Origin of the sequence: Brevundimonas goettingensis, from assembly GCF_017487405.1 — a bacterium.
In the GTDB taxonomy this organism is placed as follows: Bacteria; Pseudomonadota; Alphaproteobacteria; order Caulobacterales; family Caulobacteraceae; genus Brevundimonas; species Brevundimonas goettingensis.
In genome coordinates, this window is sequence record NZ_CP062222.1 from 2,606,749 (window position 1) to 2,620,145 (window position 13,397).

Sequence of the window (13,397 nt, forward strand, 5' to 3'; positions counted from 1 at the left end):
TCCGGTAAGCATTCTGCGTCAGGTTGGAGACAGTTCCCCGTCCCCCCGAGCGTTCAATGTCCAGCGAAGCCGAACGTCTAGCTCATCTGCACAGCTTCAACATCGTTGGAGCCCCCGCCAATCCGGTGCTCGACGCCGCCGCCCGGCTGGCGGCGAAGCTGTTTTCCTGCCCGATCACGGCGGTCACCCTGATCGACGAGGACACCCAGTGGCTGGCGGCCCGCACCGGCCTGGACCTCTGTTCGACCTCGCGTGAGGACGCCTTCTGCGCGGTGACCATCCAGCGCCCGCCCCGCGCCGTCATGGTCGTCGAGAACGCCGCGACCGATCCCCGCTTCCGCGACAACCCCCTCGTCACCGGCGAGCCCGGCATCCGCTTCTACGCCGGCGCCGCCCTGACGACCTCGGACGGCTTCAACCTCGGCGCCCTGTGCGTCATCGACACCGTGGCCCGCCCCCGCCCCTCTGACGAGGCCCTGGCGGAGCTGCGCGACCTGGCCGACCTGGCCGTCGCCGAGCTGGAGCGGCTGCGCGCCGAGCGTGGCCTGAGGGAGCGCGAACAGGTGCTGGACATGGCCGAGGCCATGAGCGGCGTGGGCCACTGGAAATGCGATCTGAAGACCGGCGCCCTGCTGTGGTCGGACGAAGTCTTCACCATCTGCGGCATGGACCGCGCGACCTTCAAGCCGGTGCTCGGCCGGTCGATCCATCTCTATGATGCGGAGGACCAGACCATTCTGACCGCCGCCATCGAGGCCACGACCTTGGGCAAGGGCCCCTTCCACCTGGAACTCGGCCTCAACCGGCCGGACGGCCAGAAGCGCCGCGTCATGGCCAAGGGCGACTGCCAGTTTGATCGCGAGGGCCGCCCAATCAGCCTGTTCGGCGTCTTCCAGGATGTGACCGAACAGCGCGCCGCCATCGTCGCCGCCGAACAGGCCGCCGCCGTCAAATCCGAGTTCCTGGCCAATATGAGCCATGAGCTGCGCACGCCCCTGACCAGCATCGTCGGCTTCACCGACCTGGCCGCGGAACAGCCCGACCTGTCGCCGGTCATGCGCGACTATGTCCGCCGCATCGACAACGCCGGCCGCGCCCTGCTGTGCACGGTCAACGACATCCTCGACTTCTCCAAGCTGGAAGCCGGCCAGGTCGCCATCCGCCCCGAACCGACCGATCTGGAAGACCTGTGCCGCTCGACGCTGGAACTGTTCTCGCCCCAGGCGGGCGCCAAGGACCTGACGCTCGACTTCCGCATGGGCTCTGTCTCCTCGGCCCTCGTCCCCGCCCTGATGATCGACCCTGACCGGGTGCGTCAGGTCCTGCTCAATCTGATCGGCAATGCGGTGAAGTTCACCGCGACCGGCGGGGTCACGGTGGTCGCCGCCTGGGACCCGCGCACCCAGCGGCTGGGCGTCTCGGTCGCCGACACCGGCGCGGGCATTCCCGCCCACAAGCTGGGCCTGCTGTTCCAGCGTTTCTCCCAGATCGACGGTTCGTCCACCCGCGGCGCAGGCGGGACAGGCCTCGGTCTGGCCATCTGCAAGGGCCTTTGCGAGGCCATGGGCGGGACAGTCGGCGCTGACAGCGTCGAGGGCCGCGGCAGCCGCTTCTGGTTCGAGATCGACGCCCAGGCCGCCAACGCCGCCCTTGAGGTCGCCTCGCCCGCCGAGATCATCCAGCTGTCGGCCCTGACCGGCTCCCGCGTGCTGATCGCCGACGACCATCCGGCCAACCGCGAACTGGCTCGCCTGTTCCTGTCGGGCCTCGGCGCCGAGGTGATCGAGGTCGAGGACGGCGCCGCCGCAGTCGACCGCCTTTCCGCCGAGACGTTTGATCTGGTGTTGATGGACCTGAGGATGCCGCGCATGGACGGGCGCGAGGCCCTGAAGGCCGTACGCGCCAACATCGCCTTGGCCAATGACACTCCGATCCTGGCCTATACGGCCGACGGCGACGGGGATACGTCCCTGCTGATGGCCGCCGGCTTCGCCGGGGTGGTGCCAAAGCCTCTGGTTCCGGCCGACTTCTTCCGTACGGTCAGTCGCGCCCTGTATGGCGCCGCGATGAAGCGCGCGGCCTGATCCGGGGCTAGGGCGCCGAGCGGACCTGGGTCATGTCGTCGAGCCACAGCAGGCCCGGGTCGCTCAGGACCGCCTGAACCCTGGCCAGCAGATCGCCAGGCCGGATCGGCTTGACCAGATAGCCGCGCGCGCCCAGCCGTCTCGCGGTGACCATGTTCTGGGACTGGCCGGAAGCGGTCAGGAACAGTACCGGCGCCTCGGCCCAACTCTCGACCGACCGGAGCCGCCGCAAGGCCTCCAGCCCGTCCATCACCGGCATATGTAGATCCATCAGCACCATGGCCGGCGGCGCATAGGCCAGCCGCGTCAGCACCGCCGCCCCGTCCTTGGCCTCGACGGTCTCGAAACCGGCTCCGGTCAGGGCGATGGCGAGAAACTCGCGAACGCCCGCGTCGTCTTCGGCGATCAGGATTTGTCGGGTCACGGCCAGCTCGACAGAACAGCGCCCGGGAGAGGTCGGACGCGGGCTTCAGCCTAGGCCGTTCGGCGCCCGGCGCAACTGGCCTTAGGCGCCGCTGTTGATGTGCAGGATGTTGCCGTCCGGATCCTTGAACCAGACCATGCGGAAGTCGCCCGTGCGGTGGATGCCGTCGGCATAGGTCACATCCGGCATGTCATAGTGTTCGAACACCACGCCCTTTTCGGCCAGATCGGCGACGATGGCCTCGACGTCGTCGCCGACGCCCCAGACCACGGCATTGGCCTGGTTGGTGCCCGCGAAGTCCGAGACATAGACGCCCAACCGGGTCGCCCCGGTCCGGAACATGATGACCTGATCGCCCTCCTCCCGGGCGACCTCCAGACCCAGCGTCCCTTCATAGAAGGCGCGAGCCCGACCCAGATCCCTCACGGCGACGATGGCCGACGAAGCCTTGTCCTTGAGCATGGCGATCTCCCTTGGCTGGAAGGGCAGCGTATGGACGCCAGTCAGGTTCCCGCGCAGGCGCCGCCGTCGGACCGCGCGACCGTGCCGCCCTTCATCACCAGCCTCAGGTCATGCAGGGCCGACAGCCCCGCCGCGGGATCGCCGGGCATGGCGATCAGATCGGCATAAGCCCCCGGCCGCAGCACGCCGAGCCCCGCATCGCCGATCAGCATCGCGGCGCCCCAGGTCGCCGACCGCAAGGCCTCGGTCGAGGTCATGCCCGCCTCGACATAGCCGTCCAGGGTCCCTCGCGCCGCTTCCCCGCGACCCGTGGGCCAGGGGACGTAGAAGTCCGAGCCCATGGCGATCCGCACGCCCGCCGCCCGGGCGCGGCGCAGCCGATCGCGGGCGGGGGCCAGATGGGCGCGGACTTCGGCCTCGGGCGGCTGGACCGGCCAGTCGCGGGTGAAGGCGATGGCCATTTCGTCGGACGGATCGGTCGGGACCAGCCAGACGCCGCGCGCCGCCATCAGCCGAAGGGTTTCGTCGGAAATCTCATAGGCGTGTTCGATCGAGGCGACCCCCGCCTCCACCGCTTCCCGGATAGAGGCGTCCGAGGTGGCGTGGGCCGCGACCGGAACGCCGTGGCGCTTGGCCTCGGAGACGACTGCGGCCATCTCGGCGACAGACAGCCTGGTCCGCTGGGGCGTGGCCTCGGGATACATCTTGATCACCCGGGCGCCGGCGGCGACCGCCTGGCGCACGGCCGAGCGGGCGTCGTCCGGGCCCTTGATGATGCGGTACTCGCCGGCGATCAGGCGATGCGGATCCGCCGGCTGGGGCTCCAGCTGGCCACCCTCGGGCGCCAGACCCGGCCCGGAGCCGTAGAGACGCGGTCCCGGGATATCGCCCTGATCGATGGCCCGCTGCAGGATGAGGTCGAGATACTGGCCCGAGTTGCCGAGGTCCCTGACCGTGGTGATCCCCGACTCGAGATAGGATCGTGCGCGTGGCGCGGCGTGCAGAACCCGGGCTGCATCGCCGTCGACGCCCTGATCCCGCGCGGCGGTCTCGGACAGGCTCTCGCGCGCGCGCTGTTCCAGCAGCAGATGGGTATGAGCGTCGATAAGGCCGGGCAGCACCGAGCACCGCCTCAGATCGAGCACGGTCGCCCCCTCGGGCGCGACCAGGTCGGCCTCGACCTGCCGGACCCGGCCATTCTGGATCAGCAGGTCGCGTGGGCCCACCATCCGCCCAGCTTCAGAATCGAACAGGTTTCCGGCCCGCACCATCGTCACCGGGCCCGGCGCTCGCTCCTGGGCCTCGGCGCGGGTCATGGCCGTCAAACAGGCGGCGACGGTCGCGGCCAGGAACAGGGCATGGCAGGCGGTGCGATGGACCGGCATCTCTCTCTCCTTCGTGTCGGGGAGTAGAGACAAAATCGGCCGCCGGCGGATGCGCGGCGGCCGATTAAATCGCGGTAAGCCGGATCAGGCTCAGGCCTGAACGGCCTCGTGGATCGTCTTGAGCGTCTTGAGCAGGCCGTGGGAGGCCGTCAGGGGCAGGCAGCTCGGACCGTCGCACAGGGCCTTGTCCGGGTCCGGGTGGAACTCCAGGAAGACGCCGTCGGCGCCGGCGGCGACGGCCGCCTTGGCGATGATCGACACGCCCTCGCGGCGACCGCCGGTCGAACCGCCGCTGGTGCGCGGATCGGCGCCCGGCAGCTGGACGGCGTGGGTGGCGTCGATAGTCACCGGCACGCCCAGCTTCTGCATCTGGCCGATGCCCAGCATGTCGACGACCAGGTTGTTATAGCCGAAGGACACGCCGCGCTCGCACATGACGATGTCGAGCTCTGGCGCCGCCTCGCGGGCCTTCTTGATGATGTTGGCGCTGTCCCAGGGGGCCAGGAACTGACCCTTCTTGACGTGCATCCAGCCGCCGGCGGCGGCGGTGGCGCGGGCGGCCGCGACGACCAGATCGGTCTGGCGGCACAGGAAGGCGGGGATCTGGACCAGTTCGGCGACGGCGGCGACGCGTTCGGCCTGGTCGATCTCGTGGATGTCGGTGCAGACCGGCACGTTCAGCTCGGCCTTGATGATCTCGAGCTGCTTCAGCCCCTCGACGATCCCGGGACCGCGATAGGAGGTGATCGACGACCGGTTGGCCTTGTCGAAGCTGGCCTTGAAGACATAGGGCAGCCCCAGGTCCTCGCAGTTGGCCTTGAGCTCACGCCCGACGGCCAGGGCCATGTCGAGGTTTTCGAGCACATTGACGCCGGCGATGACGACGAGCGGTTGGCCGGCCCCGATGGAGAGGTTCCAGCGCTTGAGATGAATCATGGACATGGCGGCCTATATAGGCCGTCAGATCGGCATGCGCATTATTTCCTGATAGGCCTGAATCACCTGGTCGCGCACGGCGATGACGGTTTCCAGCGAGGCTTCGGCGCTGGACACCGAGGTGACCACGTCGATCATATTGCTCTGGCCCTGGATGGCGCCGGTCATCTGGGTCTCGGCGGCCCGGGTCTGTTTGGTCATGTCGCCCATGACGTTCTGCAACATCTCGCCGAAGCCGGGCGCCGCCGCCGGGGCCGCTCCGCCCGTAGGCATTCCGCCGCCCTGCACCGCCGCATAGGCCTTCATCGCCGCCATCGGGTTCATGGGCTAGCTCCTCAGCGCTTCAGGATGTCGAGGGTGCGGCTTTCCATCGACCGCGCCGTCTCGATGACGTTCAGATTGGCTTCGTAGGCGCGCTGCGCCTCGCGCATATCCATGGCCTCCACCAGGGTGTCGACATTGGGCCGCATCACATAGCCGTCGGCGTTGGCCGCCGGGTGGGACGGGTCGTAGTCCATCTTGAAATCGCTCTGGTCCGGTTTGACCTCGGCGAGGGCCACGCCGGTCGCGCCATCGACGTTCCGCGCCTCGAAGACCGGGATCTGGCGGCGATAGGGCGTGCCGCCGGGCGTCTCGGACGTCGACTGGGCGTTGGCGATGTTCTCGGCGATGATCCGCATGCGCGACTGCTGGGCGCGCAAGGCGCTCGAGGCCACGGCCATGGCGGTGTTACGGGGCGGAACCGGATCGGGCATGGTCTATTCCTGATCCCGGCTCAGCCGCCGGGCTTCTTGGCGGCCATCCGCAGCATGGACATGGATTTCTGATAGAGGCCGATCGCGGCGTCATAGGCCATGCGGCTCTCGGACATCTTGAGCATCTGCTCTTCCAGAACCACCGAATTACCGTCCAGCGTCGTCTCCGAGTCGGGCGAGGCCTGGGACGAGAAGCGCGCCACATTGGCCTGGGCTGGGGCGATATGGGCCGAGTTGGTGCGCGCCATCTGCAGCCCGCCGCCCTGACGCATGGCCGCGGCGAAGTCGGCGTTGGCCGGCTGCTGCAGGTCGCGGGCGACGAAGCCGGGCGTCGAGGAGTTGGCGATGTTCTGCGAGACCACCCGCTGGCGCTCGTCGAGCCAGTTCAGGCGGCCCTTGATCTGGCCCAGCAGTGGAACGTCGGCGATGCCCATCGGGCGGGTCTCCTGATCGGATAGGCAGAAAATGCCGCCTGCATGGTTAACAGGGCGTTATTTCAACGGGTCGTTAACCACGATGGTTAAAGAGTCCTGTCCGACCGGCCGCGCGTTCCAGCGGCCCCGGAACCGTCGCCCGCATGAACGTCCTTGATTTCGCCCGCGCCATCTTCGGCCTGGCCTTTGTGCTGGGCCTGATCGGGCTCTGCGCCTGGGCCGCCCGCCGCTACGCCCCGCAGCTTCTGGCCAAACTGGGCGCCGAGCGGGGCGAGCGTCGCCTGCAGGTCATGGAGACCCTGGTCCTGGACCCGGCCCGCCGGTTGGTCCTGGTTCGCGTCGACGACGAGGAGCGGCTGATCCTGCTCGGCGAGGGCCGCGAACTGATCGAACCGCGCCAGCCTGCCGAACGGCCCACGCCGGCCGCGCCCGCGCCGGAACCGGCGCCCGTCGAGACGCCCCGCCCTTTCGCGCGCCTGAACCTCTCCGCCCTGAACAAGGGCGGTCTGAAGTGAAGCTCGCCTCGTCCATCTTCACCATCCCGACCCGCGCCGAGCTCAAGCGGGCGGCCCTGCTGTCGCTGATCACCACCCTGCTCTGCCTGATCTGGCCTCTGGCCGCCTTCGCCCAAGATGCGGCGGCGGCCGCGAGCACCGGCTCCTCGATCAATGTCGACCTCGGCACCGGCGCCGGCCTGACCGAACGGGTGGTGCAGCTGGTCGGTCTGATGACCGTCCTGTCCCTGGCGCCGTCCATCGTGATCATGACCACCAGCTTCGTGCGGATCATCGTGGTTCTGTCCCTGCTGCGAACCGCGCTGGGCATGCAGCAGTCCCCGCCGAACGCCGTTCTGGTGTCCCTGGCCCTGTTCCTGAGCGCCATCGTGATGGCTCCGACCTGGCAGGACGCCTATGATTCGGGCATCCGCCCCCTGCTCGATCAGCAGATGGAACTGCCTCAAGCGTTTGATGCGGCGTCGGAACCTGTGAAAAACTTCATGCTCGCCCAGGTCGACCGCGGGGACCTGTCCCTGTTCACCCGACTGAGCAAGGTGGAGCCCAATACGGAGATGGCTGACCTGCCCCTGCGCGTGGTCACTCCAGCCTTCATGATCAGCGAGCTGAAGAAGGCCTTTGAAATCGGATTTCTCCTTTTCGTTCCGTTCCTTGTGATCGATCTGGTGGTCTCCAGCGTGCTCATGTCCATGGGTATGATGATGCTCCCTCCGGTCGTGATTTCCCTGCCGTTCAAGCTCATCTTTTTCGTGCTCGTGGACGGCTGGAGACTGGTCGCCGGAAGCCTCGTCGAGAGCTTCACGCGACATACCGTCGGGGGGTAAACCCCCGCCCTCAGGGCGTTTGCGCGTCAACGCCGCTTGCCAAGCCGCCCCAAAAGCGTGTTGATCCCCCGGTCATCGTCCGGAATCGGGCGAGTTTATGGAAACGACCACATGACCACTCAAGCTGAACTGATCGCCGCTGTCGCCAAGGACGCCGGTGTTTCGCAGGCCGACGCCGGCCGCGTGCTGGAAGCGATCGTCAAGAACATCCATTCGTCGCTGACCGCCGGTGGCGACGTCCGCATCTCGAACCTGGGCGTCTTCGACACCGCCGCTCGCGCCGAGCGCGAAGGCCGCAACCCGGCCACGGGCGCGACCATCAAGATCGCCGCCTCCAAGGCCGTCCGCTTCCGGGTCTCCAAGCCCCTGAAGGACGCGGTCAACAAGTAAGTTATCCTCCCCACTTCGTGGGAGGACAGCGGGCGGGAGCGGTCAGCCGTTTCCGCCCGTCTGCTTTCTGAAGTCCGCCTTCATCGCCTGGACCCATCCGGCGAAGGTATCGGCGCCGGCGGTCAGCTGGCCGAAATCGCTGGTTTGGACCGCCCCCTCCATGCCGTCGAAGCCCGACAGGGCGATGCGCATCGAGGCCGCCGATCGGGCCCGGGCCGCGAACGGCAGATAGGCGCGCGACAGTTTCGACAGGGCCGGCAGGTCGTGCCCAAGCGAATAGCCGACCCCGGCCCGGATCACCCGGCTCTCGTCGGCGGCGTTCAGCGGCGTCGCCGTATCCTTGAAGCGCTCGCCCAGCCGCTGGTCATAGACCTTGGCGGCTCCGGCCCAGTTCTGCTGCTTCCAGTAGATTTCCGCGCGCACATCCAGACCTTCGGGCGTCGCATCGCCTTCCAGCAGCTCCAGCGCATGGTCGTAGCGGCCCAGGTCCATCAGGGCGCGGGCCTCCAGCGCCCGACGCTCCGCGGCCATGGCCGTCGGCAGCAGGGTCGTGCGCGAACTCCACAGGGCCTGCAGCGCCTTCTCCGGCTGGCGATCCATCAGATAGACGGTGGCGAGGTCCGTCGCGACCTGGGCCTTGGCCACCCCGTCCAGACGCTCGTCGACCTGGTGTTTGAGCAGTTCGGCGGCCTGGTCCAGCAGATCGACGTCGATCAGGCGACGCGCCAGACGCCGCACCATCTCGTCGCCGTCCGCGCCGATCGGGGTCAGGTCACGGAAGTCATAGAAGAGGGCCAGGGCCTGCACCGGCTGCAGCCCGTCGGCGGCGCCCTGCAGGAACAGAGCCCGGAAGGTCGAGGACAGGTCGTCCTGGATTTCGCGCGCACCCGGAAGGTCGATCATCCGCTTGTTGCCGCTGCGCAGCACCTCCAGCGCCTCGCGGTAGCGGCCTTGCTGCAGATAGAGGCTGCCCAGGGTGCGGACGACGGCCAGCTCGGTCGCATCGCCGCGCCAGCGCCATTTCAGCGCTTCCAGCTGGGTCGCGGCGGCGTCGGGGGTGATGATCCCCTTGGCGAGCGAGAGCTTGACCACGCCCAGCTTGGCCGGAGTGGCGATGCCGTCCAGCGGCGCGCGGGCCACGGCGGTATAGACCGCAAGCGCCCGGTCGCTCTGGCCATCCAGATCGAACAGTCGGGCCTGCACCAGCCGCGCGGTCAGTTGGTCGGCCGCCGGGGCGCGCTGGCTGAAGCTGAAGGCCAGCAGGGACCGGGCCGCCGGCAGGTCACCGAGTTCCAGCGCCGCCAAGGCGTGGGCCGCGCCGAACCGGGCCTTCCAGTCGTTGGGGAACTGATCGATGACCGAGGCGCCCGCAGTGAAGGCCAGCCGCGCGCCCGTCCAGTCGCCGCGTTGTGTCGCGACATAGCCTTGCCAGACCCTGGTCGAGGGATCGCCGGCCAGGGCGCCCGAGGCGAAATCGGCCTCGGCCTCCTCGAAACGGCCGATCGAGGCCCGCGCCGCGCCGCGCAAGCCGCGCACCTCGGGCTCGCCCTGCAGGCTCGGTGTCTTGGCGATCATGGCGTTGAGCACGCCGATGGCCTCGTACCCCAGGCCCGAAGCGATCAGGAAGCGGGCGAAGCCCATCCGCGCTTCGATCGGGGTGCGCGGATCATCGGAGGCCTGGGCGGTCTCCTGTTCGGCCCCGTTCTGAAGCTCGCGATAACGGGCGGCGAAGCCCTCTTCGCCAACATCGGCCCAGTCGGCCAGGATCAGCGCCGGATAGGCGGCCTTGCGCGGCAGGTGGGGCGCGTCGGGCGCGGCGTCCAGAACAGCCTCGGACGGCGCCGACATCGTCAGACCCTGCGGTCGCGACACGGTCACCAGATCGCCGGCGGCGACGATCGTCAGGTCGTCGGTCGGCGTCTCGACCGCCATCCCCTGAGCGGTGGGCAGGAGGGTGACGTCCACGGTCTGGCGGCGGCTGCCGAAGCCCTTGCCGGGGGCCAGAGCGGTGACGGCGGCGAACCGGTCACCGACCATCGGGTCGGTCAGCCAGACGGCCTTGGTCGCCCCGGCCATGCGTGCGACCAGGGCGGTCTGGGCGGTGTCGTCGCGGTCGACCTCGACGGCCTGGGCCGGGCTGGTCGGCACGCCGCCGATGGTGACGGTCCAGGTCGCGCCCTGCCCGGTCGCCGAGACCGGCAGTCCCTCCGGGGCGGCGATGCGGATGGCGGTATAGCCCGGCCCCTGCGCCCAGCGCGCCTCGCCGGCCGGCCCCATCTTGGCGCCCTTGGGCAAGCCCATCTTGGCGGCTGTGTCGAAGACGATCCAGACCGCGTCGTCGCGGCGGAAGACGGCGGCCCCGACTGGCGCGGCCCACTGGAAACGCATCACCACCCGGTCGGCCTCCGCCGTGGTGGTCACCGGCACGACCCCGTTGGCCGGAACGGCGCTGGAGGCGGTCAGGCCGGCCTGGGGCTGGGCGCCCGGGGCATAGAGGTTCAGCCAGACCGCGCCGTCGGCGACGCCCGAGCGCGCGTCGGCGCCTTGGGCCAGGGTCAGGAGCACCTCGGATCCGCCCTGGACCGCCCGGGTCTCGACCTTGGTCACGCCCGACGGCAGGCTGTTCTTCAGCAGGCTTACGTCCGGGGCGGCGGTGGTGCCGATGCGGACGACAACCGCCTGGCCCTCGCGACGGACGCGCGAACGCGCGCCGATGACCCCGGCGAATTCGACACGGGTGAAGTTCTGGGTCTCGCCGTGGCGCGTGGTGCCCAGGCGGATGGTCAGGGGCTCGAGCGCGCTGGAGGCTTCCTGGGCGATCGCCGGCGCGGCGGAGGTCAGGATCGGGGCGAGCACGACCGCCCCCACGGCGCTCAGCGCCACGGAGGTCCTCGCGATCGATTTTCTCGAGGACGGCCCAACCATTGACGCGCACACTCGCGCGCGGGGCCTTTCAACGCGGTTAATGAGGCGTGACTGACTTGCCACTGTCGACGTGCGGGCGCAGCCTCGCGACCGGACGGAGATTCCCATGCTGATACTGATGTTGATGGCGGCGCTCTCGGGCCCGCAGACGACCGCGAATCCCGCCGCCCAGCCCCTCGATGGCGCCTGGACGGTCGATCTCAGCACCGACCCCGCCCAGCCCTATACGAAGCCCATGCACCTGACCCTCGCCGCCGACGGCACGGTCAGCGGGGACTTCTACGAAAGCACCATCGAGGCGGGTCGCTGGAAAGCCCAGCACGGGCGGCTGTGCGTGTCCTTCCGCACGACCGACGGCGTCGGCCCCTATCACACTGCGGCCTGTCTGGCGGGCGACCACGTCGAAGGGCAGACCTGGGCCGAGCATCGCAATTTCGTCTTCGTCTGGAACGCGACGCGCCCGACGCCCTGATTACCGGCGAACGCAGATTGGACAAATCGTCCATGGACGGAACGCCGCCTTGCGCGCGGGGTTGGTCAGGGCGACATCCGGCTGAAGGAAAACGCCATGTCAGACCCTTTCGAGACCTCCGTCGAATACCCGCCTCTCAACACCCTGAGCACCGGCATTCGCTGCCGTTGCCCGCGTTGCGGCAAGGGTCCGTTGCTCAAGGGCTATCTGACGATTCGCGACAGCTGCCCGGTGTGCGGCCTTGACTATGGCTTCGCCGACCCGGCGGACGGCCCGGCCTTCTTCGTCATGTCGGGCGTCGGCGTGGTCGGGATGATGGCCTTCATGGCCTTCGAGTTCACCGTCCACCCGCCGATCTGGGTGCATTTCGCGGTGACCTTCCCCGTGCTTGCCCTGATGTGCCTGGGGACCCTGCGCCCCTTCAAGGGCTGGCTGGTCTCGGAACAATACGTCCACAAGGCCGCCCCGCCCGAATGGAAGAGCATCGGCAAACACGGCGAAGGCTCGCCCTGGCGGTAGGTCAGGGTGATTGGTAATTTGTGAGTAGTGATTTGTGGCCGCGGTTTTCCTGTCGCGACCCGAAGCGCCACGACCGATTGCCGACCAATCACTAATCACTAATCACTAATCACCGGCCCAAAGCAAAAGGGCCGATGCTTTCGCACCGGCCCTTTGATCTTTCAGGCAGTCGCCGAAATCAGGCGGCGGCGGCTTGCTCGGCCAGCTTGGACTTGACCTGACGCTTGATGCGTTGGGCCGCGATCGACAGCTGCTCGTCGCCGGCCTTGACGATATAGGCGTCCAGGCCGCCCTTGTAGTCCAGGGTGCGCAGGGCGGCGTTCGAGATCCGCAGGGTGAAGGTCTGGCCCAGGGCTTCCGAAGCCAGCTTGACCTTCTTCAGCGACGGCAGGAAGCGGCGCTTGGTCTTCACATTCGAGTGGCTCACGCTGTGGCCGACCATCGGGCCGATACCGGTGAGTTCGCAACGACGCGACATCGTCTGATCCTTGAGGTGATCGCCCGGCAAACGCCGCCGGACGCATGAAATGAGGACGCGCAAGGAGGGGTCCCCTTCGCGAGAGGGCGCCGTATAGAGGAACGGCGTGCGCGACGTCAAGGCTTTCGACCCGGAAACCGAGTCTGCGCCTGACCGAAACCGCCTGTTCAGCCGCCGTTCAAAAGCCGCCATATAGTGAAGGCATAACAGCGAAAGCCGCTGACCGGGACCTTTTAGAGATGAAGACGCCTAAAGCCTCCATGGCGATCCGTATCGCCGCCGTCGCCGCCCCCGCCCTTGCGGGTGCGATTCTGCTGGCCTCGCCGAGCCGCGACCTGCACGCCCAGACCCCTGCTCCGGCGCAACCGGTCCTGCCCGGCTATTGGGAATACACCACCAGCGCCGTCGGCGACCGCAACACCGAGACCAAATGCGTGCGGCCGCAGGACATCTCGCGCTTCTTCGGCGGCATCTCGACCCGGCGCTATTCCTGCACCTATCCGGTGCGCGAAGTCGGCGGCGGCAATGCGCATTTCGAGGGCGTTTGCACCGACAGGAAGGGCCGCCGCTTCAACGTGCGTCTGCGCGGGACCTATCGCCCCGAGAGCTTCCAGTTCAACGGCGGCGCCCAGCTGCTGCGCGGCACCCCCTATATCCCCGCCAGCATCACCGCCCGCCGCGTCGCCGCCCAGTGCCCGGCCAACGCCGAATATTTCTGATCGGCGACCAGTCCCCGGACGCATCGACAAGGCGGTGAACCTGCTCTAGGCCCGGAGGTCTCCCCTCCTCGGACC

The 13,397-nt window shown here is 68.3% G+C and carries 16 protein-coding genes; 7 read left to right on the top strand and 9 right to left on the bottom strand.

Features of this window, described 5'->3' with window-relative positions; translation table 11 throughout:
- Positions 1 to 56: 56 nt before the first annotated feature.
- On the top strand, positions 57 to 2,084 hold the full coding sequence (locus IFJ75_RS12635; RefSeq protein WP_207868541.1) for a GAF domain-containing hybrid sensor histidine kinase/response regulator: 2,028 nt from the start codon (positions 57 to 59) through the stop codon (positions 2,082 to 2,084).
- A gap of 7 nt (positions 2,085 to 2,091) precedes the next feature.
- Here IFJ75_RS12635 and IFJ75_RS12640 read toward each other — a convergent pair whose 3' ends face one another.
- From IFJ75_RS12640 to flgB, 7 genes are all read right to left on the bottom strand, one after another.
- Complete coding sequence (locus IFJ75_RS12640; protein WP_207868542.1) at positions 2,092 to 2,508, bottom strand: response regulator transcription factor; 417 nt, start codon at positions 2,506 to 2,508, stop codon at positions 2,092 to 2,094.
- Positions 2,509 to 2,589: 81 nt separating this feature from the next.
- On the bottom strand, positions 2,590 to 2,970 hold the full coding sequence (locus tag IFJ75_RS12645) for a VOC family protein (protein WP_207868543.1): 381 nt from the start codon (positions 2,968 to 2,970) through the stop codon (positions 2,590 to 2,592).
- Positions 2,971 to 3,011: 41 nt separating this feature from the next.
- A complete protein-coding gene (locus IFJ75_RS12650) occupies positions 3,012 to 4,355 on the bottom strand; it encodes an amidohydrolase family protein (protein WP_207868544.1) in 1,344 nt (447 codons plus the stop codon).
- Positions 4,356 to 4,445: 90 nt separating this feature from the next.
- Positions 4,446 to 5,297 (bottom strand): 3-deoxy-8-phosphooctulonate synthase, encoded by an 852-nt coding sequence (gene kdsA / locus IFJ75_RS12655; protein ID WP_207868545.1) that lies wholly within the window; start codon positions 5,295 to 5,297, stop codon positions 4,446 to 4,448.
- An 18-nt stretch (positions 5,298 to 5,315) separates the two neighbouring features.
- On the bottom strand, positions 5,316 to 5,615 hold the full coding sequence (locus IFJ75_RS12660) for a flagellar hook-basal body complex protein FliE (RefSeq protein ID WP_207868546.1): 300 nt from the start codon (positions 5,613 to 5,615) through the stop codon (positions 5,316 to 5,318).
- 11 nt (positions 5,616 to 5,626) lie between these two features.
- Entirely contained in the window at positions 5,627 to 6,046 is a 420-nt protein-coding gene (flgC, locus tag IFJ75_RS12665) for a flagellar basal body rod protein FlgC (RefSeq protein ID WP_404822028.1), read from the bottom strand.
- A gap of 20 nt (positions 6,047 to 6,066) precedes the next feature.
- Positions 6,067 to 6,480 (bottom strand): flagellar basal body rod protein FlgB, encoded by a 414-nt coding sequence (gene flgB / locus IFJ75_RS12670; RefSeq protein WP_207868547.1) that lies wholly within the window; start codon positions 6,478 to 6,480, stop codon positions 6,067 to 6,069.
- 143 nt (positions 6,481 to 6,623) lie between these two features.
- Between flgB and IFJ75_RS12675 the strand changes: the two genes are divergently transcribed.
- The 3 genes from IFJ75_RS12675 to IFJ75_RS12685 all read left to right on the top strand — a co-directional run bounded on the left by IFJ75_RS12675 (position 6,624) and on the right by IFJ75_RS12685 (position 8,209).
- Complete coding sequence (locus IFJ75_RS12675) at positions 6,624 to 6,995, top strand: FliO/MopB family protein (RefSeq protein WP_207868548.1); 372 nt, start codon at positions 6,624 to 6,626, stop codon at positions 6,993 to 6,995.
- A complete protein-coding gene (fliP, locus tag IFJ75_RS12680) occupies positions 6,992 to 7,819 on the top strand; it encodes a flagellar type III secretion system pore protein FliP (protein WP_207868549.1) in 828 nt (275 codons plus the stop codon). The genes IFJ75_RS12675 and fliP overlap by 4 nt, the downstream gene beginning before the upstream one ends.
- Positions 7,820 to 7,930: 111 nt before the next feature.
- Entirely contained in the window at positions 7,931 to 8,209 is a 279-nt protein-coding gene (locus IFJ75_RS12685) for an HU family DNA-binding protein (protein ID WP_207868550.1), read from the top strand.
- 42 nt (positions 8,210 to 8,251) lie between these two features.
- On the opposite strand, the gene IFJ75_RS12690 is transcribed toward IFJ75_RS12685, so the two are convergent.
- Positions 8,252 to 11,092, bottom strand: coding sequence for a tetratricopeptide repeat protein (locus IFJ75_RS12690; protein WP_225896809.1), 2,841 nt, complete (start codon positions 11,090 to 11,092; stop codon positions 8,252 to 8,254).
- 148 nt (positions 11,093 to 11,240) lie between these two features.
- Between IFJ75_RS12690 and IFJ75_RS12695 the strand changes: the two genes are divergently transcribed.
- Together IFJ75_RS12695 and IFJ75_RS12700 are read left to right on the top strand one after the other, a co-directional pair.
- The gene (locus IFJ75_RS12695) at positions 11,241 to 11,606 is read left to right on the top strand and encodes a hypothetical protein (protein ID WP_207868552.1); all 366 of its coding nucleotides are present in this window, start codon (positions 11,241 to 11,243) and stop codon (positions 11,604 to 11,606) included.
- Positions 11,607 to 11,702: 96 nt separating this feature from the next.
- Positions 11,703 to 12,125: a DUF983 domain-containing protein gene (locus tag IFJ75_RS12700; RefSeq protein WP_207868553.1), complete on the top strand. Its 423-nt coding sequence runs from the start codon at positions 11,703 to 11,705 to the stop codon at positions 12,123 to 12,125.
- A gap of 178 nt (positions 12,126 to 12,303) precedes the next feature.
- On the opposite strand, the gene rpmB is transcribed toward IFJ75_RS12700, so the two are convergent.
- Positions 12,304 to 12,603, bottom strand: coding sequence for a 50S ribosomal protein L28 (rpmB, locus tag IFJ75_RS12705; RefSeq protein ID WP_207868554.1), 300 nt, complete (start codon positions 12,601 to 12,603; stop codon positions 12,304 to 12,306).
- A 260-nt stretch (positions 12,604 to 12,863) separates the two neighbouring features.
- Here rpmB and IFJ75_RS12710 point away from each other — a divergent pair, with 260 nt between their 5' ends.
- On the top strand, positions 12,864 to 13,322 hold the full coding sequence (locus IFJ75_RS12710; protein WP_225896810.1) for a DUF3617 domain-containing protein: 459 nt from the start codon (positions 12,864 to 12,866) through the stop codon (positions 13,320 to 13,322).
- Positions 13,323 to 13,397: the final 75 nt, after the last annotated feature.

Excerpts from the sequence above, each read along its gene's own strand:
- IFJ75_RS12635 (WP_207868541.1), top strand. The coding sequence starts at position 57 with ATGTCCAGCGAAGCCGAACGTCTAGCTCATCTGCACAGCTTCAACATC.
- IFJ75_RS12645 (WP_207868543.1), bottom strand. The coding sequence starts at position 2,970 with ATGCTCAAGGACAAGGCTTCGTCGGCCATCGTCGCCGTGAGGGATCTG.
- IFJ75_RS12650 (WP_207868544.1), bottom strand. The coding sequence starts at position 4,355 with ATGCCGGTCCATCGCACCGCCTGCCATGCCCTGTTCCTGGCCGCGACC.
- kdsA (WP_207868545.1), bottom strand. The coding sequence starts at position 5,297 with ATGTCCATGATTCATCTCAAGCGCTGGAACCTCTCCATCGGGGCCGGC.
- IFJ75_RS12660 (WP_207868546.1), bottom strand. The coding sequence starts at position 5,615 with ATGAACCCGATGGCGGCGATGAAGGCCTATGCGGCGGTGCAGGGCGGC.
- flgC (WP_404822028.1), bottom strand. The coding sequence starts at position 6,046 with ATGCCCGATCCGGTTCCGCCCCGTAACACCGCCATGGCCGTGGCCTCG.
- flgB (WP_207868547.1), bottom strand. The coding sequence starts at position 6,480 with ATGGGCATCGCCGACGTTCCACTGCTGGGCCAGATCAAGGGCCGCCTG.
- IFJ75_RS12675 (WP_207868548.1), top strand. The coding sequence starts at position 6,624 with ATGAACGTCCTTGATTTCGCCCGCGCCATCTTCGGCCTGGCCTTTGTG.
- IFJ75_RS12685 (WP_207868550.1), top strand. The coding sequence starts at position 7,931 with ATGACCACTCAAGCTGAACTGATCGCCGCTGTCGCCAAGGACGCCGGT.
- IFJ75_RS12695 (WP_207868552.1), top strand. The coding sequence starts at position 11,241 with ATGCTGATACTGATGTTGATGGCGGCGCTCTCGGGCCCGCAGACGACC.
- IFJ75_RS12700 (WP_207868553.1), top strand. The coding sequence starts at position 11,703 with ATGTCAGACCCTTTCGAGACCTCCGTCGAATACCCGCCTCTCAACACC.
- rpmB (WP_207868554.1), bottom strand. The coding sequence starts at position 12,603 with ATGTCGCGTCGTTGCGAACTCACCGGTATCGGCCCGATGGTCGGCCAC.
- IFJ75_RS12710 (WP_225896810.1), top strand. The coding sequence starts at position 12,864 with ATGGCGATCCGTATCGCCGCCGTCGCCGCCCCCGCCCTTGCGGGTGCG.